Source organism: Mesorhizobium sp. LEGMi-168a, from assembly GCF_058312955.1.
This window is the reverse complement of the sequence record NZ_JBZEGV010000005.1, coordinates 58,722-75,483: the sequence shown is the minus strand read 5'-3', so window position 1 is coordinate 75,483 and position 16,762 is coordinate 58,722. Positions and strand designations below refer to the sequence as shown.

Annotated in this window: 17 protein-coding genes; 10 read left to right on the top strand and 7 right to left on the bottom strand. The window is 64.9% G+C overall.

Annotated elements, in window-relative coordinates:
- The first annotated feature begins 52 nt into the window (after positions 1–52).
- Positions 53–925 carry a methyltransferase domain-containing protein gene (locus AC4FWB_RS09120; protein WP_491025670.1) on the top strand — a complete coding sequence of 291 codons (873 nt, stop codon included), beginning with the start codon at positions 53–55 and terminating at the stop codon, positions 923–925.
- A gap of 30 nt (positions 926–955) precedes the next feature.
- Here the strand turns inward: AC4FWB_RS09120 and AC4FWB_RS09115 are convergent, their stop codons facing one another.
- From AC4FWB_RS09115 to argJ, 5 genes are all read right to left on the bottom strand, one after another.
- Positions 956–1,144 carry a Flp family type IVb pilin gene (locus tag AC4FWB_RS09115; RefSeq protein ID WP_491025668.1) on the bottom strand — a complete coding sequence of 63 codons (189 nt, stop codon included), beginning with the start codon at positions 1,142–1,144 and terminating at the stop codon, positions 956–958.
- A gap of 105 nt (positions 1,145–1,249) precedes the next feature.
- Positions 1,250–1,567, bottom strand: coding sequence for a hypothetical protein (locus AC4FWB_RS09110; protein ID WP_491025667.1), 318 nt, complete (start codon positions 1,565–1,567; stop codon positions 1,250–1,252).
- 213 nt (positions 1,568–1,780) lie between these two features.
- Positions 1,781–2,203, bottom strand: a complete 423-nt coding sequence (locus AC4FWB_RS09105; RefSeq protein ID WP_491025665.1) for a (deoxy)nucleoside triphosphate pyrophosphohydrolase — start codon at positions 2,201–2,203, stop codon at positions 1,781–1,783.
- Positions 2,200–2,949, bottom strand: coding sequence for a GNAT family N-acetyltransferase (locus AC4FWB_RS09100; RefSeq protein WP_491025888.1), 750 nt, complete (start codon positions 2,947–2,949; stop codon positions 2,200–2,202). The genes AC4FWB_RS09105 and AC4FWB_RS09100 overlap by 4 nt, the downstream gene beginning before the upstream one ends.
- A gap of 29 nt (positions 2,950–2,978) precedes the next feature.
- Positions 2,979–4,220 (bottom strand): bifunctional glutamate N-acetyltransferase/amino-acid acetyltransferase ArgJ, encoded by a 1,242-nt coding sequence (argJ, locus tag AC4FWB_RS09095; RefSeq protein ID WP_491025664.1) that lies wholly within the window; start codon positions 4,218–4,220, stop codon positions 2,979–2,981.
- A gap of 186 nt (positions 4,221–4,406) precedes the next feature.
- Here argJ and AC4FWB_RS09090 point away from each other — a divergent pair, with 186 nt between their 5' ends.
- The 3 genes from AC4FWB_RS09090 to AC4FWB_RS09080 all read left to right on the top strand — a co-directional run bounded on the left by AC4FWB_RS09090 (position 4,407) and on the right by AC4FWB_RS09080 (position 5,741).
- Positions 4,407–5,021 (top strand): TetR/AcrR family transcriptional regulator, encoded by a 615-nt coding sequence (locus AC4FWB_RS09090; RefSeq protein ID WP_491025663.1) that lies wholly within the window; start codon positions 4,407–4,409, stop codon positions 5,019–5,021.
- 79 nt (positions 5,022–5,100) lie between these two features.
- Complete coding sequence (locus AC4FWB_RS09085) at positions 5,101–5,427, top strand: type II toxin-antitoxin system RelE/ParE family toxin (RefSeq protein WP_491025661.1); 327 nt, start codon at positions 5,101–5,103, stop codon at positions 5,425–5,427.
- Positions 5,427–5,741 carry a helix-turn-helix domain-containing transcriptional regulator gene (locus tag AC4FWB_RS09080; protein WP_491025887.1) on the top strand — a complete coding sequence of 105 codons (315 nt, stop codon included), beginning with the start codon at positions 5,427–5,429 and terminating at the stop codon, positions 5,739–5,741. The genes AC4FWB_RS09085 and AC4FWB_RS09080 overlap by 1 nt, the downstream gene beginning before the upstream one ends.
- A 127-nt stretch (positions 5,742–5,868) precedes the next feature.
- On the opposite strand, the gene AC4FWB_RS09075 is transcribed toward AC4FWB_RS09080, so the two are convergent.
- Entirely contained in the window at positions 5,869–6,786 is a 918-nt protein-coding gene (locus AC4FWB_RS09075; protein WP_491025659.1) for a peptidylprolyl isomerase, read from the bottom strand.
- A gap of 263 nt (positions 6,787–7,049) precedes the next feature.
- Between AC4FWB_RS09075 and secA the strand changes: the two genes are divergently transcribed.
- A complete protein-coding gene (gene secA, locus AC4FWB_RS09070) occupies positions 7,050–9,782 on the top strand; it encodes a preprotein translocase subunit SecA (protein ID WP_491025658.1) in 2,733 nt (910 codons plus the stop codon).
- Positions 9,783–9,868: 86 nt separating this feature from the next.
- Here secA and AC4FWB_RS09065 read toward each other — a convergent pair whose 3' ends face one another.
- Positions 9,869–12,436 (bottom strand): helix-turn-helix transcriptional regulator, encoded by a 2,568-nt coding sequence (locus AC4FWB_RS09065; RefSeq protein ID WP_491025656.1) that lies wholly within the window; start codon positions 12,434–12,436, stop codon positions 9,869–9,871.
- A gap of 263 nt (positions 12,437–12,699) precedes the next feature.
- Between AC4FWB_RS09065 and AC4FWB_RS09060 the strand changes: the two genes are divergently transcribed.
- The 5 genes from AC4FWB_RS09060 (at position 12,700) to AC4FWB_RS09040 (ending at position 16,761) form a co-directional block, all read left to right on the top strand.
- The gene (locus AC4FWB_RS09060; protein ID WP_491025655.1) at positions 12,700–12,972 is read left to right on the top strand and encodes a DUF4242 domain-containing protein; all 273 of its coding nucleotides are present in this window, start codon (positions 12,700–12,702) and stop codon (positions 12,970–12,972) included.
- Between the two features lie 55 nt (positions 12,973–13,027).
- Complete coding sequence (locus tag AC4FWB_RS09055; protein ID WP_491025653.1) at positions 13,028–13,237, top strand: hypothetical protein; 210 nt, start codon at positions 13,028–13,030, stop codon at positions 13,235–13,237.
- Positions 13,238–13,356: 119 nt separating this feature from the next.
- Positions 13,357–13,860 carry a hypothetical protein gene (locus AC4FWB_RS09050; protein WP_491025651.1) on the top strand — a complete coding sequence of 168 codons (504 nt, stop codon included), beginning with the start codon at positions 13,357–13,359 and terminating at the stop codon, positions 13,858–13,860.
- 217 nt (positions 13,861–14,077) lie between these two features.
- The gene (locus AC4FWB_RS09045; RefSeq protein ID WP_491025649.1) at positions 14,078–15,481 is read left to right on the top strand and encodes a lipopolysaccharide biosynthesis protein; all 1,404 of its coding nucleotides are present in this window, start codon (positions 14,078–14,080) and stop codon (positions 15,479–15,481) included.
- Positions 15,481–16,761, top strand: a complete 1,281-nt coding sequence (locus AC4FWB_RS09040) for a GNAT family N-acetyltransferase (protein ID WP_491025648.1) — start codon at positions 15,481–15,483, stop codon at positions 16,759–16,761. Before AC4FWB_RS09045 ends, AC4FWB_RS09040 begins: the two co-directional genes overlap by 1 nt.
- The last annotated feature ends 1 nt before the right edge of the window (position 16,762 follow it).

Genomic DNA, 16,762 nt, shown 5'->3' with positions numbered 1-16,762 from the left:
CCGCGCCACCATAGCATCGGTCCGGCATGCGCGGACAACAGGAATAGCCCCATTGCAGCCTTTGATCGACACGGAGCTTTGGCTTGCGCACAAGCGCCGGGCGCTCGCGCACCCTGTCGACGGCGCCGATTTCCTGATGCGGCGGGCGGCGGAGGACCTTGCCGACCGGTTGGGCGCCGTCGAGCGCAGGTTCGGCAAGGCGGCGGCGCTTTTTTGCCAGACATCGGCTGCAGCCAGAGTGCTCGCCGGCAGCGGCAAGGTGGCCGACATCATTCGCGTGGAGACGGACGACGCCTTCCTTGCCGGCGAAGCTGGCATCGTCGCCGCCGCGGAAACCGTGCCGTTCGAAGCTGAAAGCCTTGATCTTATAGTCTCGCTGCTGTCGCTGCAGGCGATGAACGACATCCCCGGCGTGCTCGCGCAGATCCAGCGCGCGCTGAGGCCCGACGGGCTTTTCCTGGGCGCATTGGCCGGCGCCGGCACGCTGGCTGAGCTGCGCGAAAGCCTGCTGGCCGCCGAGACCGAGCTCCATGGCGGCGCCAGCCCCCGCGTCCTGCCCTTCACCGATGTGCGCGACGCCGGCGCATTGCTGCAGCGTGCCGGCCTGGCGCTGCCGGTCGCCGACGTCGAGACGGTCACGGTGCGCTACGATTCGCTGTTTGGCCTTGCCGCCGATCTGCGCGCCATGGGCGAGACCAGCCCGCTTTCCGACCGCAGCCGGAGACCGGCCACCAGGCGGTTGTTCGCCCGTGCTGCCGAAATCTATGCCGAACGGTTTTCGGACCCGGACGGCCGCATCCGGGCTAGCTTTTCTATCGTGTGGATGTCCGGCTGGGCGCCCGACGCCTCGCAGCAGAAGCCGCTCAAACCCGGCTCGGCCAAGGTCTCGCTGAAGACGATCCTGGAAAAGCCGCCGGGGCACTGACCGATGCGAGCCGCGGTCTGACCGATGCGGTCAGTGCTGGGCAAAGGCGTTGGCAAGTTTGCTGTTGTTGTCGGAGAACAGCCACTGGATCGCGTCGGCGGCCTTGCCGACGCCGCCGATGATTGCAAGCGACAGCACGGCAACGATGAGGCCATATTCGATGGCCGTGGCGCCGGATTCATCTTTCATGAATTGCTGCAGCAGGTTTTTCATGGTCATCAATCCCTCTTGTCGGGCACCATAGAGCCTACCCGTTAAGAAAGGTTAACAGTGGAAGCTTAATAGGGGGTGAAATAGCCGTCTGTGACTGAATTCATTAACCAATTAGCAGTCGCCGTAACGGCTGCCATCGTTGCGGATCACGCATATGGAACTTGGCAGCGGCTGCAGTACGCTTCGCCGTAACGTATAGGTGCTGCGGTGGCCGATCGAGCCGGTGCTGGTCATGTCGAGTCCGCCGGCCAAGCCGTCACGCGCGCTCTGCGAGCGTGTCTGGCTGTCGAGGAAAGGCGTCGCAATCAACGCCAGCGCCACCGCAGCCGATCCAAAGAGCAAGGTGATCCGCAAGATGCCCATACCGGCATCGCTGGCGCGGAAAGTGCGGTCGGGCCGGATCGAGTCCCAGTCTCTCTCGAGGCTCATGGATTGGCTCCAATAAAAATCGGCATGCCGCCGCGTGGACGACTCTGTCTCAATCTTCCATGTCGAGATAAATCTTCCATTAACGCTGCCTAAAACAGGCGGCAGGCCAATGCATGTCGCCCAAAACTGTGCAGCGGTTTTGGGCGACATGCATCAAAACAAAGACCTAAAGCGCGTCGCCTGAATCCGTTTCAGCACGACGCGCTTTGGTGATCACAAAAGGTCGATGAGGAACTGGATCAGCGGCGCATCCGCCGGCGGCATCGGATAATCGCGCATCTGCCGCGGCCTGACCCATTTCAGCCCCTGCCCTTCCTTCGGCTGCGCGATGCCGCGGAACCGCCGGCAGATATAAAGCGGCATCAAAAGGTGGAAATCGTCATAGCTGTGGCTGGCGAAGGTGAGTGGCGCAAGGCACGGGATCTCGGTCTCGATACCGAGCTCTTCGTGCAGCTCGCGCACCAGGCATTCCTCCGGCGTCTCGCCGGGCTCGACCTTGCCGCCGGGAAACTCCCATAGGCCGGCGAGCTGCTTGCCCTCAGGGCGCTGCGCCAGAAGCACGCGCCGGTCGGCGTCGACCAGTGCGCAGGCCGCGACGAGAAGCAGGCGCCTTCCGGCTGGCTTGATCTCGCTCATGCGTCCGGCGGCCGGCGATAGTGATAGCGGTAGACTTCCTCGAAGCCGAGCGACCGGTAGAGCGACAGCGCCGCGACATTGCCGGCTTCGACCTGCAGCCAGGCTTCGCGCGCGCCGCGCAGCCGCGCCCATTTCAGCGCCGACAGGATCAGGTTGCGGCCATGGCCCTTGTTGCGCGCCGACTTCTCGGTGGCAACCTCGAACAATCCGGCGAGGTCGCCGTCATGGACGCAGATCAGCGTCGCTAGCGCTTCGTTTCCGTCTTCGAGCGCAAACAGCCCCGCTTCCGGCTGGATGGCGCCAATGACCTCCGACAGGCCGGGCCGCAGCGAAATGTCCGAGCCGCTTGTCTTGATCGCCGCGCCGATGAAGCGGCTGATATCCTTCAGCGGAATTTGGTCCATCGCGGCGTCGAGCTGCGCTTCCTTGAGCGGCAGCCGCATCACCAGCGATTCGTCGAACCGGCTCCAGCCCGCCCCGTCGAGATGCTTCGACAGCACTGGCCCCGAAAGCGGCGACATGCGAAAAGTCAGCGGCCTGCCATAGGCGTCGAAGCGGCGGCTGGCGCGCACAATCCGCTCGGCAATGTGCTGAGTATCGCCCGGATCGAGCGGATTGACCGAATTCAGCCGCTTCGCCGGGTGGCCGGCCGTCAACCGAACCACCCACGTCCCGTCATAGTGAACGGCCGCCGCCGGCCAGGCGCGAAAGCCCGCCGCCTCGTAGCGGCGCACGACCGCGAGCATGCTTGCCGGATGTCTCGACACCGGCGCCATCAGCTCCGGTAGTCGCCATTGATGGCGACATATTCCTTGGTGAGGTCGCAGGTCCACACCGTCGCCTTGCCGCGCCCGATGCCGATATCGGCGCGGATGCGGATGTCGTCGCGCTTCATGTAGGCCGAGGTCGCTTCCTCGGAGTAGGCCGGATCGCGCTCGCCCTCATGCGCCAGACGGTTGTCGCCGAACCAGATTGAAAGCCGGTCGCGGTCGGCCGGCTCGCCGGCCTTGCCGACAGCCATGACGACGCGGCCCCAATTGGCGTCCTCGCCGGCGACCGCCGTCTTGACCAGCGGCGAGTTGGCGATCGAAAGCGCGATGCGTTTGGCCGAGCGGGCGGACTTGGCGCCGGTGACGGTGACCTCGACCTGCTTGCGCGCGCCCTCGCCGTCGCGCACCACTTGCAGCGCCAGCGACTTCAGCACCTTGCCGAGCGCGCGGCGGAAGGCGCCGAGCCGCGCGTCCTTCGGATCGCTGATCGCCGGAGCGCCGCGCGCGGCGGCCTTGCCGGTTGCAAAAAAAAGCAGCGTGTCGCTGGTCGAGGTGTCGCTGTCGACGGTGACGGCGTTGAAGGTCTTGGCCGTGCCGCGCGACAACAGGTCCTGCAGCACGGGCCCCGCGACCGGCGCGTCGGTGGCGATAAAGGAAAGCATCGTCGCCATGTCCGGCGCGATCATGCCGGCGCCCTTGGCGATACCGTTGATGGTGACGTCGACGTCGCCGAGCTTCACGATCTGCGTTGCCACCTTCGGATAAGTGTCCGTGGTCATGATGGCCTTCGCCGCCTCGGTCCACAGGTCCGGCTTGCCGTCCTTCACCAGGCCGGCAAGGAGGTGGCTGAATTTGTTGGTGTCGAGCGGCTCGCCGATGACACCGGTCGAGGCCAGGAACACCTCGCTCTCGGAGCATCCTGCAGCCTTCGCCGCCGCCTCGCCCGTCAGCGCGGTCGAAGCCTTGCCTTTCTTGCCGGTGAAGGCGTTGGCGTTGCCGGAATTGACCACCAGTACGCGCGCCTTGCCGGCGGGCAGGTTCTGGCGGCAGTAATCGACCGGCGCCGAGGGGCATTTCGAGCGAGTGAAGACGCCGGCGACGGCCGTGCCAGGATCGAAGACCATGGCAAGGAGGTCGGTGCGATTCCGGTATTTGATCCCAGCCTCGGCGGTGGCGATGCGCACGCCCTCGATGACCGGCATCTTGGGATATTTCTTCGGTGCGAGCGGCGAAATCGTTGCGGACATTGGGACCCCGGAGCGGCAGAACGCGAAAGGAAGGCCGGTTTGCCCGATAGAACGCGCCGGCGCAAGAGGCGTTCTGGCAGCGCTTTGCGGGCTCCGTTGGTGACCCTGCAGCCTAAAACGGTCCGTTTCGTTTCGCCTCCGGACCCAATATGATCGGTAGGAGATTCATCGGCTAAGGACGGAGAAATGGGCGAACTCGCCGCCCCGGGGCGCAAATCGATTGGCGCAAAGCGAAACCCGGAAAGCGCCGATGCCATTCTCGACGCCGCCGAAGCGGTCCTGGCGGAGGCCGGCTATTCCGGCTTCTCGATCGAGGCCGTGGCGCGGCGGGCGCGAGCCGGGAAGCCGACCATCTATCGCTGGTGGCCGAGCAAGGCGGCGCTGCTGATCGAGGTCTATCAGCGGCAAAAGCGCGTCGAGACGCCCGATACGGGCAAGCTCGAGGAGGATCTTGCCGGCTTCCTCGTGAACCTGTTCGCGCACTGGCGCGACACGTCGTCCGGCAATGTCTTCCGGTCGCTGATCGCCGAAGCGCAGTCCGACAAGGCCGCCGCGGCGGCGCTTGCCGACTACGCAAGCGGGCGCCGCGCCCATACCGGCCGGATGATCGAGCGCGCCAAGGCGCGCGGCGAGGTGGCGGCCGACGTCGATGCCGAGATTGTGGCCGACCTGATCGCCTCCTATGCCTGGAGGCATCTTTTGACCAACCGCCTCGACGAAGACGAGGCGACGATCCGGACCGCCGTTCGTTACGTGGTGCGTGGCATCGTTAAGGCATTGGACGAAAAGGCGTTTGGCTGAACCCCGTGGAAGATCTTGAACGGTAGACCGGAAGCTACAGCTTGCTTCTCTTAACAGTAACATATATGTTACCGTTCGAATGAGAGTTCTGGAATTCCTTGCGGTTGACGGACACAGCCCGTTCAGAACGTGGTTCGGGGCTTTGGATTCACGAGCGGCGGCGAAAATCACGGTCGCTCTTGCCCGCATCGAGCAGGGCAATCTTGCAAGCCTCAAATCGGTCGGAGCCGGCGTTCTGGAACATCGCATCGATTGGGGGCCGGGCTACCGGATCTACCTCGGGCGCGATGGCGAAGAGTTGGTCATCCTTCTCGCCGGCGGCACAAAGCGCAGGCAACAAGCGGATATCACGGCCGCGCAAGATCGATGGCAAGAGTACCGGCAACGAAAGAAAGGGCGACAATGATGCCTCTGACCCGCGACTTCAAGGAAACTGTAAAGGCGCGTGCCGACGCCGATATGGCTTTTCGCGCTGCCCTTCTTGGCGAAGCCATTGAGCTGCTCCTCAATGGCGACGTCGACACGGGCAAGCTCGTGCTGCGCGACTATATCAATGCGACCATTGGCTTCGAGGAACTCGCCGAAGATGTTGGCAAACCACCAAAGAGCCTCATGCGGATGTTCAGTGCTGCCGGCAACCCCACGGCAGGCAACTTGTTCTCCGTCATCAGCCACTTGCAGAAGGCTACCGGGGTTCACTTGGCCGTGCACACGTCCTGAAGGCAATAAATATTCACATGGTGCTGCTGCCTGCTTGAGTTTCAATACCCAGCGGGACGCGCATTACGCCCCGAACGCGAAAGGGCGCCCGAAGGCGCCCTTTGCAAAGTTCCAGGCCAGTGGCGGATTACTTGCCGCTCTCCAGCGTATCGACCGCCGCCTTAAGCTTCGCGTCCGGAATTTCGACCTTGGCGGCGCCGCGCAATTCCTTGACCATGGCGAAATACTTGTCGCGGATCACCGCCTGCTTGGCCTGATCCTTGACGTCGTCGAAAGCCGGCGGCTGCTTGGCGCGCTTGTCCTCGACCTTGATGACATGCCAGCCGAATTGCGACTGCACCGGCTCCTTGGAGTATTTGCCGACGTCAAGCGCGAACGCCGCCTTGTCGAATTCCGGCACCATCTGTCCAGGGCCGAACCAGCCGAGATCGCCGCCGCTCGACTTGCCGCTCGGGTCGCTGGTGTGTTCGTTGGCGAGCTTCTGAAAATCGGCGCCGCCGTCGAGCTGCTTGATGATCGCCTCGGCCTCTTCCTTCGTCTTCACGAGGATGTGACGGGCATGGATCTCATTGACCGGCGGCGTGTTGGCGATTTCCTGGTCGTAGCGGGCGCGGACATCGGCGTCCGTCACCTTGTCGACGACTTCCTTCTCGACCACTTCTCCATGCAGGGCGCGCTGCTGCAGGAACGCCATGCGGCGCTGGAAATCGGCATCCTTGTCGAGACCGCTGTCGACCGCCTTCTTGGCCATGACGCGGATCTCGATGGCGGCCGAAAGGGCAGCGGCACGGCGCTGTTCCGGCGGCAGCTGCGCGAACTGCTGCGACAGCTCGCCTTCGGCGAGCGCAAGGTCCGCCTCGGTCAGCTTCTCGCCGTTGATGATGGCGACCACGGTGTTCGGGTCGACCGGCGCGGCGGCGGGCGCTGCTGCATCGGGCTGGGCAGGCTTGGTTTCCTGCGCCATCAGCGGCGACAGCGAAAGAGCCGAGAGCCCGAAGGCCAGGCCAAGGCTGGCGAGCGACGCGCGGCGGAACGACAGGGACATCAAGATAAACTCCAATGGGATTGCCAATAAGGACCGCGTGAGCGGAAAGGTTCCAGATCAGTCGGATTGTGGCGGAATTTGGCGCTGCCCATAGGGTCAACGCGGCGTTGACATCGATTGAGCCCCCTCTTATCTGTCCAACGACTTGGCGTCCAGAACCGTTTTCCGGGCGCTATTTGCGTTTGTCCGCATTCACGCGGATTTGATGGGCCCGCCAGGCGCCCGTCGCAAACGGCTAAAATTGCTATCGAAAGGGCCATTGGATGGTCAGTCTCGGCGGTCTCGCCCGTAAGGTTTTCGGCTCCTCCAACGATCGCCGCGTCAAGTCGACCCGGCCCCGTGTCGAGGCCATCAATGGGTTGGAAAACGAGATGCGGGCGCTCTCGGATGCCGAGCTGGCCGGCCGCACCGAAAAATTCCGCCAGGATCTCGCCAACGGCGCCTCGCTCGACGATCTTTTGATACCGGCCTTCGCCACTGTGCGCGAAGCGGCCCGCCGCGTTCTGGGCATGCGTCCTTTTGACGTGCAATTGATCGGCGGCATGGTGCTGCACAATGGCGGCATCGCCGAAATGCGCACCGGCGAGGGCAAGACGCTGGTCGCCACCTTGCCGGTCTATCTCAACGCACTCGCCGGCAAGGGCGTGCATGTCGTCACCGTCAACGACTATCTCGCCAAGCGCGACGCCGAATGGATGGGCCGCATCTACAAGTTCCTCGGCCTGACCGTCGGCATTATCGTGCACGGCCTCTCCGACGACGAGCGCCGCGAGGCCTATGCCTCCGACGTCACCTATGCCACCAACAACGAGCTCGGCTTCGACTATCTGCGCGACAACATGAAGTATGAACGCTCGCAGATGGTGCAGCGCGGCCATGCCTACGCCATCGTCGACGAAGTGGACTCGATCCTGGTCGACGAAGCGCGCACGCCGCTGATCATTTCCGGTCCGCTCGAGGACCGCTCGGAAATGTACAACACCATCGACGCCTTCATGCTGAGGCTCGGCCCGGCCGACTACGAGGTCGACGAGAAGCAGAAGACCACGATCTTCACCGAGGACGGCACCGAGAGATTGGAAAACATGCTGCGCGACGCCGGCCTTTTGAAGGGCGAGTCGCTCTACGACGTCGAGAACGTCGCCATCGTCCACCACGTCAACAACGCGCTGAAGGCGCATTTGCTGTTCCAGAAGGACAGGGACTATATCGTGCGCAACGGCGAGATCGTCATCATCGACGAATTCACCGGCCGCATGATGCCCGGCCGCCGCTATTCCGAGGGCCTGCACCAGGCGCTCGAGGCCAAGGAGCACGTGCAGATCCAGCCGGAGAATCAGACGCTCGCCTCCGTCACCTTCCAGAACTATTTCCGCCTCTACAAGAAGCTCGCCGGCATGACCGGCACGGCGCTGACCGAGGCCGAGGAATTCGCCAACATCTACAATCTCGAAGTCACCGAGATTCCGACCAACCTGCCGGTCGTGCGCAAGGATGAGGACGACGAGGTCTATCGGACGGTCGATGAAAAATACAAGGCGATCGTCAAGGAAATCAAGGAAGCGCGCGACAAGGGCCAGCCGATCCTGGTCGGCACCACCTCGATCGAGAAATCCGAGCAGCTGGCCGAGCGCCTGCGCAAGGATGGCTTCAAGAACTTCGAGGTGCTCAACGCCCGCCACCATGAGCGCGAGGCGTCCATCGTCGCCCAGGCCGGCAAGCCCGGCGCCATCACCATCGCCACCAACATGGCCGGCCGCGGCACCGACATCCAGCTCGGCGGCAATGCCGACATGCGCATCGCCGAGGAGCTTGCGGAGGTTCCGCCCGGACTGGAGCGCGAGGCACGCGAAAAGCAGATCCGCGACGACATCGCGCGACTGAAGGAAAAGGCGCTGGCCGCCGGCGGCCTCTACGTCTTGGCCACCGAGCGCCATGAATCGCGCCGCATCGACAACCAGCTCCGCGGTCGTTCCGGCCGCCAGGGCGACCCCGGCCGCTCTAAGTTCTTCCTATCGCTGCAGGACGATTTGATGCGCATCTTCGGCTCCGAGCGCATGGACGGGATGCTGCAGAAGCTCGGCCTCAAGGAAGACGAAGCGATCATCCATCCCTGGATCAACAAGGCGCTGGAAAAGGCGCAGAAGAAGGTCGAGGCGCGCAACTTCGACATCCGCAAGAACCTCTTGAAATATGACGACGTCTCGAACGACCAGCGCAAGGTCGTGTTCGAGCAGCGCATCGAGCTGATGGACGGCGAAGGCCTGTCGGAGACGGTCACCGAGATGCGCGAGGGCGTCATCGAGGAGATCGTCGCCAAGAACATCCCCGAAAACGCCTATGCCGAGCAGTGGAACGTCGCCGGCCTCAAGGAAGAGGTGGGACAATATCTCAATCTCGACCTGCCGGTCGAGGATTGGGTCAAGGAAGAGGGCATTGCCGAGGACGACATTCGCGAGCGCATTTCGGCCGCGGCCGAGGCGGCAGCCAAGGAACGGGCCGAGCGCTTCGGCCCCGATGTGATGAGCTATGTCGAGCGTTCGGTGGTGCTGCAGACGCTCGACCATCTGTGGCGCGAGCACATCGTCAACCTCGACCATTTGCGCTCGGTCGTCGGCTTCCGCGGCTACGCCCAGCGCGATCCGCTGCAGGAGTACAAGGGCGAGGCCTTCGAGCTGTTCCAGGGCATGCTCGGCAATCTGCGCCAGGCCGTCACCGCGCAGCTGATGCGCGTCGAGCTGGTCCGCCAGGCGGCGGAAGCGCCGCCGCCTGAAGCGCCCGACATGTTCGGCAGCCATCTCGACGGCACCACCGGCGAGGACGATTTCCAGGGCGGCGAGACCGCGCTTCTGGTCCGCCAGGAATCGAACGCCATCGTTGCGCCGGAAAATCGCGATCCGAAGAACCCGGCGACCTGGGGCAAGGTCGGCCGCAACGAGGCCTGCCCCTGCGGCTCCGGCAAGAAGTACAAGCACTGCCACGGCGCCTTCGCCTGATAGCCTCTTCCTTCTCCCCGTTCACGGGGAGAAGGTGCCCGAAGGGCGGATGAGGGGCGGCGCCGACGTTCGTTATACGCAAACCCTCACAACAGCCCCGACGCCCGCGCGGCGGCCGTCGCCTCGCCGCGCGAGACCGCCTCCAGCTTCTCCAGCACCGCCGAGACATGGTGATCGACCGTCTTCGGCGAGATGGTCAGGTGCGCGGCGATTTTCTTGTTGGAGAAGCCGCGCTCGATCAACTGCAGCACTTCCATCTGGCGCTGGGTGAGGCCGGCGCCATTGGCGCGCGTCGCCTGCCTTGGCCCTCGGGCGATATGAATGACGCCGCTCTGCCGCATCATGCCGCGCACATGCTGCGCCACCGGTCTTGCGCCAAGCCCTTCGAAAATGTCGAGCGCCTCGCGCAGTGCCATCTCGTCGCCTTGCAGCAAGGCGAGCGCGCGCTCGAAGGGGGCGTCCATCCCGGCCCAGAATGCCGCAGCACCCCGCCAATCGCCGGCAAGCAGAAGGCGATGCGGCTCGGTCATGCCGCGGGTGTCGCCGGGATCGCTCTCAGGCGACAGCAGCTGCCGCCAGGTCGCCAGCTCGCCAAACACCGCCCGCGTCGGCGATAGGTCTTCGGCCAGATCGATAAGGCGCAGCGCCTCGGCTCTGTCGCCCTGTCCAAGCCATGCGAGCTCGGCCACCACCGCCGCATAAGGCACCAGCCGCTGCAGCTCCATGCCCTTGTCGAGGAAGCGCCTCATCTCGTCCAGCACCGGTTCGGCCGACGGATCGCCCCGCCGGATGCGCAACTTCGCCAGCGCCACCAGCGAGGGATAGCGGACAAGGGCGGTGGTTGCCTCGTCGTCGATGACGTCATGCGCTATCGCCGCGGCGTCGTTCCACAGGCCGCGCCGCAGCAGCAATTGCGCCTGCACGCCGCGCATGTAATCGCGCCAGGTCGCCAGATCGTTCTCGACGCAATAGGCGATGCCGCGGTCGAGAAAGGCTTCCGCCTCGCCGAGGTTGAGCCTGTTCATCTCGACGCAGGCGCAATTGGTGAAAGCGCGCGCCGCATGCTCCTGGAAATTCCCCGATAACGCGATTCCGAGGCTGCGGGCGAGGTCGCGTCGCCCTTTGGCGAAATCCAGCCATTGCCCGGCGGCGCCGACATTGTTGAGCGCGTGACAGAGAATGTCCGGCCGGTTCAGCCGCTCGGCCAGCTCGACCGCCCTGGCCCCGAGCGAAAGCGTCTCGTCGAGCCTTTCGGCCAGCATCGCCAGCTGGGAGAGGTTCGAGTAGGCCATGGCAAGCTCGGGACTGTCGGGCGCCGTCTCCAGAAGTTCGACGGCCTGCGCCCCGAACCGGTCCGCCGCCGCGCGGTCGCCGAGCAGGTAGGCGAAGCGCGACAGGCATCGCAGGCTGTCGCCTTCCTTCAGCCTGTCGCCCAGCGCTTGCTGCAGCCGGCGCGCCTCGCCCTGCGCCTCGATGGCCGCGTCGATGCGGCCGATGAGATGGCATTCGAAGGCATGGGCCTCATGCAGCGCCGCCTGGCTTTCCATCGACAGGCCGTCGCAATAGCGCAAGGCGACCTCGTAGTGGCCGGCGGCATCTCGATGCGCGCCGACGCGGGAAGCCTCGCGCGCGGCGAGCGGCGCGAGCTGGCGCACCGCCTCCAGGTTCTGCGCCTCCACCGCATGATGCACCAGCCTTGCGGTGGCGACATCCGGGTTTTCCTGCAGCGCCGCCAGCGCGCGCTGGTTGTATTCGCGCCGTCGGCTTGGCGTCAGCGCCGTCTCGATGGCCCGGCGGGCGATCTCATGCCTGAAAGCGTAGCCGTCGCCGAAATCCTCGAGCAGGCCTTGCGCGACGCATTCGGCGAGCTGGCCGGCGGCGGCGATTCCGCACAGGCCCTGCAGCGCCCAGCCGTCAGCGCGGCGCGGGAACACGGACACCGCGTCGAGCATCGAGCGGGCGCCCGGCGACAGCCGCTCCGCCCGCGCCAGCACCGCGTCGCGCACGCTGGCCGGCAGCGCGCTGTCGCTTTCACCGGCGAGCAGTTCCGTGACGAAGAAGGCATTTCCCGCGGTGGCCCGGTAGATGGCGCCGCCGTCGCGGCCGGCCATCTCGGCCAGCGACAGCACCGCGGCTTCGCTGAGCAGCGGCACCTCGATACGCACGACATTGCCGGCCGGGATCTCGCCGAGCGCCCGGCGTACGCGCATCTGACCCTCGCTGCGATCGGTGCGCGCCGTGACCAGAAGCAAAATGTGCGAGTTTGCAATACGACGGCCGAGGAAGCGCACGAAATCGAGCGTCGCGTCATCCGCCCAATGCAGGTCCTCCATGATCAGCAGGCTCGGGCCTTTCGCCTCGAAGACGTCGAGCGCATCGGAAAACAGCGGCAGCCGCTGCCCCTGCCGGTCGTCGATCGCGCGCGGCAGTCCCCATTGCGCCTCGCGGGCGAGGTCATAGAGCGGCCCCAGCGGATCAGGGATCGACAGATCCTCGCAGGCGCTGCGGAGCAGGATCACACCTTGCCCCACACGGTCCACCAAAGCCTCGACCAGCGCCGTCTTGCCGGCGCCGGCCTCGCCCGACAACGCCGCGACACGGCCGCGGCCTTGCATTACCTCCGCCAGCAGCGCTTCCAGTTGCCGCAGCTGCATCTGCCGTTCCAGAAGCATTCTCGTTCTCTCGCGCAAAGTCAGGATTTCACCGCGGCGGGTGCCGCTTCCGATAGTCCGGATGAGCACGCCAAAATGTGACCTTCCACACATTTCGGTGCGGATCTCCACAATTAACGCTTCCAACATGGGGAATCGTCCCGCCCAATATGGGGAAAGGTTCCGATGCGCGGCATTTCCGAGCGTGGCTTTAGTCCAGCCGCGCTCTGACCGAGCGTGATTCAATCACGAAAGGAAAACCAATCATGCCTCGCTATTTGGTTGAACGCACATTTCCCGACGGCCTCAACGTGCCGATGAACGATGCCGGCGCGACCGCCATGGGCGGCGTCATCGCCCGCAACGCCGAGAAGGGCGTGACCTGGGTGCAGTCCTTCGTCTCGCCCGACAAGAGCAGGAGCTTCTGCATCTATGACGCCCCCTCGCCCGAAGCGATCCGCAGCACCGCGCAGAAGAACGCGCTTCCCGTCGACAAGATCACGGAGGTGCGGGTCCTCGACCCCTACTTTTATCGCTGATTCACAGCAGAACGATGCGCTCCAGATCGTCCCCGCCGGAGGCGGACCTGATGGCGTGCCGGACAGCGAGAGTGTATCCGCCCCGGCGGATATCCTCACGCCACGGCGCGGCTTCATCCGGCGGGCCGTGTCGGCGCTGCTTTCGCCGCTACGAAACCGGCGCCGCCGGTTGCTCCCGCAGGACGACTATCTGAGACGCGACATCGGCCTCGAAGAGCGCGAGATGCCGCGCGAATACTGGGAATATTGGTGGCACCACCGCTGATTTTTGACCGGCGGAACCTGGGCGGTTCCCACAGTAATGACAGGCGTCAAGGCATTGCCGAGCCAGGTCTTTGGCCGGCCGGCTCTGCCTTGCGCGCCTCAACCGAATTGGAGAGGAAAATGAGCATCCACAATTGCAACAGGTGCCTGGTCGCCGCGTCGGCCTTGGCCATCCTGGCAGCCGGCGCCGTCAGGGCCGAGACCGTCAATCCGCTCGCCGAAAAGGTGCGGGCGGTTGCCGGCCGCTTCGAGGACGTCACAGTGGCGAAAGCCGAAGGCTATGCGCCGATCCCCTGCGCCAGCGGCCTCACCGGCGGCGCCATGGGCATCCACTACGTCAACGCCGCCTATCTGAAGGACGACGCCGTCGACGTCGCCAAGCCCGAGGCGGTAATGTACGAACCGATGGCCGACGGCACGCTGAAGCTGATCGCCGTCGAATACATCACCTCGACGGGCCCGGCCTCGCTCGAAGGCCATCTGTTCAACTTCAACACGGCGCCCAACCGCTACGGCCTCGGCCCGTTCTACGAGCTGCATGTCTGGGCCTGGAAACAGAACCCCACCGGCGCCTTCGCCGACATGAACCCGAACGTGTCGTGCGATGCGATGAAGGGGATGTAGGAACATCCCTGTGGAACCTCGGACACCGGCGCCGCGTCCGGTGTCTGCCTTCCCCTGGCGGGGAAGGGCGAGCGCGGTGCCGGCGGCCTCATGGCAAACCCCGGCGCCCGCTCGCCTTTCGTTGTTTGGCGGACCCCCTCTCCACCCAACCGTTTCTTAAGGTGTTTCGGATAGACCGGACCACTGAAAAAGAGGCGGAAAACGGAGAGTATTCGGGGTGCGCTTTTCCGCGGCGACGACTGCCGGGCGGTTCCTGCCGCAGCGCTGGGCGCTGCGCATGCGGCCGTTGCTTGGCCGCATCGATGCCGTTCTGTTCACTGCCGACGAACGCGGCGAAGCCGGCCGCATGTCGCTGATCGCCTTTTCGATCCGCATCGTCAGCGCCGTCATCGCCTTCATCAGCCAGGTGCTGATGGCGCGCTGGATGGGCTCGTTCGAATACGGCATCTTCGTGCTGGTCTGGGTGACGATGGTCATCGTCGGTAACCTTGCCTGTCTAGGTTTCCACACCTCGGTCATCCGCTTCATCCCCGAATATCGCGAACGCGGAATGCTCGCCGAGCTGCGCGGCATCGTGCTGGCGAGCCGGCTGTTCGTGCTGATCGCCTCGACGCTGATCGCCGGGCTGGGCGCGCTCGGCGTCTGGCTCGCCTCGCCCTGGATCGAGAACTACTATGTCGTTCCCTTCATCCTCGGCGTCATCTGCCTGCCGATGATCGCGATGGGCGACCTGCTGCAGGGGCTGGCGCGCGCCAATTCATGGGCGCTGTTCGCGCTGTCGCCGACCTATCTGGTGCGGCCGGTGCTGATCCTGGTGTTCATGGCGGCAATGCTCGCCATGCACTACGTGCCTGATGCCAAGACCGCGATCTTCGCCTCGATCGCGGCCACCTATGTCACGACGCTCGGCCAGTTGGTGGGCGTCACCTCGCGTATGGACAAGAAAATCCCTGCCGGACCGGTGACCGTGCATTTCGGCCAGTGGATCCTGGTCTCGTTGCCGATCTTCCTGGTCGAGAGCTTCTTCTTCCTGCTCACCAATGCTGACGTGCTGATGGTCGGCGCCTATCTCCACCCCAATGACGTCGCCGTCTATTTCGCCACGGTGAAGACGCTGGCGCTGGTGCATTTCGTCTATTTCGCCGTCAAGGCGGGCGTTGCCCAGCGCTATGCGCAGTTCACGCATGGCGAGCCTGAGAGGCTCGCCGCCTTCGCCCGCGAGACCGTTTCCTGGACCTTCTGGCCTTCGCTTTTGATGGCGCTGCTGGTGCTGGCGCTCGGCGAGCCGATGCTGGTGCTGTTCGGCCCGGAATTCACCGCTGGCTATCCGCTGCTCTTCCTGCTGGTCCTGGGCGTCGTCGCGCGCGGCGCCGTCGGCCCCTGCGAAAGCCTGCTCACCATGAGCGGCAACCAGAACATCTGCGCCGCCGTCTACGCCATGACGCTTGCCCTCAACATCGGCCTCAACGTGGTCCTGATCCCGCTCTTCGGCCTCTGGGGCGCGGCGATCGCCACCAGCCTGGCCATGGTCTTCGAAGCCGCTGCGCTGTCCTTCACCGTCTGGCGCAAGCTTGGCATCGTCATGGCGATTTTCGTGCCTGCAAATAAGGAAGTTGCCTGATGGCCGCCGTTCCGTTGCTCGAGGAGACCAGCGGCGGCACGGCCGGCGCCATGGTGTCCGGTCTCGCCGGCCTGGCGCGAGAGGTCGATCCCGCCCATATCGAGCTCTTCGCCAACAACCGGCCGGAGCGCAAGCTCGCGATCTATCCGGCTTCGGCCGGCTTCGATCTCGTCGAGGAGCTCGATTATCTGAGCGCTCGCACGATCGAGCCCAACGTGTTCTTCAACCCGCGCTTCCTGGCGCCCGCGATGCCTCGGCTCGAGGACCGCGAGGTGCGGCTGGCCGTGATCCGCGACGGCGACGAATACCGCAACCGGCTGCGGCTCCTGGTGCCGTTCTCGGTCGAGCGGCCGGCTATCCCGCTCGGCGTCCCGGTGATGCGCACATGGTCGAGCCCGTTCGGCCCGCTCGGCACGCCGCTGGTCGACCGCGACGATCCGGTCGGCGTCATCGAGGATTTCTTCTCGATGCTGTCGAGGCCCCATCTCAAATTGCCGAAAGTGTTCGTGCTGCCCGACATGCGGCTGGACGGCCCGGTGGCGAGCCTGCTCACCTCCTTTGCCGACAGCCGCGGCCTGACCCTGGTCACCACCGGCAAGGTCGAGCGCCCGGTGCTGGAAAGCGATACCGACGGCGACGACTATCTCAAGGCCTCGCTGCGCGCGCATCACCATCGCGAATTCCGCCGGCTGAAGCGGCGGCTCGCCGACCTTGGCAAGCTCGAGCATGTCGTGGCGCGCGGACAGGACGAGATCCGCCACGCCATCGAGAGCTTCCTGACGTTGGAGGCCGCCGGCTGGAAGGGCCGCGAACGCACGGCCATGGCCATCGACCGCTACCGCGCCGCTTTCGCCCGCGAGGCCGTGCACCGGCTGGCCGAGCACGATATGTGCCGCATCCATTCGCTGAGGCTCGACGGCCGCACCATCGCCTGCCTGGTGGTCTTCGTCGAGGCCGGCGTCGCCTACACATGGAAGACGGCCTATGACGAGGCGCTCTCCGCCTATTCGCCGGGCACGCTTTTGATGATCGAGGTGACGAAACAGCATCTCGACGATCCCAACATCGGCATGACCGATTCCTGCGCGGTGCCCGACCATCCGGTGATGAGCCGGCTGTGGATGGAGCGCAAGCCGACGGGCACGCTGGTCGTGGGCCTCACGCCCGACGCCGACCGGCTGGCCCGCCAGGCGGCCTCGCAGCTCCATCTTGACCGCGAGACGCGCAACATGGCGCGCCTCCTGCGCAACCGCATGCGGAGCCTGTTGAAAAGGCGCTAGA

Excerpts from the sequence above, each read along its gene's own strand:
- AC4FWB_RS09115 (WP_491025668.1), bottom strand. The coding sequence starts at position 1,144 with ATGACCATGAAAAACCTGCTGCAGCAATTCATGAAAGATGAATCCGGC.
- AC4FWB_RS09110 (WP_491025667.1), bottom strand. The coding sequence starts at position 1,567 with ATGAGCCTCGAGAGAGACTGGGACTCGATCCGGCCCGACCGCACTTTC.
- AC4FWB_RS09105 (WP_491025665.1), bottom strand. The coding sequence starts at position 2,203 with ATGAGCGAGATCAAGCCAGCCGGAAGGCGCCTGCTTCTCGTCGCGGCC.
- AC4FWB_RS09100 (WP_491025888.1), bottom strand. The coding sequence starts at position 2,949 with ATGCTCGCGGTCGTGCGCCGCTACGAGGCGGCGGGCTTTCGCGCCTGG.
- argJ (WP_491025664.1), bottom strand. The coding sequence starts at position 4,220 with ATGTCCGCAACGATTTCGCCGCTCGCACCGAAGAAATATCCCAAGATG.
- AC4FWB_RS09090 (WP_491025663.1), top strand. The coding sequence starts at position 4,407 with ATGGGCGAACTCGCCGCCCCGGGGCGCAAATCGATTGGCGCAAAGCGA.
- AC4FWB_RS09085 (WP_491025661.1), top strand. The coding sequence starts at position 5,101 with ATGAGAGTTCTGGAATTCCTTGCGGTTGACGGACACAGCCCGTTCAGA.
- AC4FWB_RS09080 (WP_491025887.1), top strand. The coding sequence starts at position 5,427 with ATGCCTCTGACCCGCGACTTCAAGGAAACTGTAAAGGCGCGTGCCGAC.
- AC4FWB_RS09075 (WP_491025659.1), bottom strand. The coding sequence starts at position 6,786 with ATGTCCCTGTCGTTCCGCCGCGCGTCGCTCGCCAGCCTTGGCCTGGCC.
- secA (WP_491025658.1), top strand. The coding sequence starts at position 7,050 with ATGGTCAGTCTCGGCGGTCTCGCCCGTAAGGTTTTCGGCTCCTCCAAC.
- AC4FWB_RS09065 (WP_491025656.1), bottom strand. The coding sequence starts at position 12,436 with ATGCAGCTGCGGCAACTGGAAGCGCTGCTGGCGGAGGTAATGCAAGGC.
- AC4FWB_RS09060 (WP_491025655.1), top strand. The coding sequence starts at position 12,700 with ATGCCTCGCTATTTGGTTGAACGCACATTTCCCGACGGCCTCAACGTG.
- AC4FWB_RS09050 (WP_491025651.1), top strand. The coding sequence starts at position 13,357 with ATGAGCATCCACAATTGCAACAGGTGCCTGGTCGCCGCGTCGGCCTTG.
- AC4FWB_RS09040 (WP_491025648.1), top strand. The coding sequence starts at position 15,481 with ATGGCCGCCGTTCCGTTGCTCGAGGAGACCAGCGGCGGCACGGCCGGC.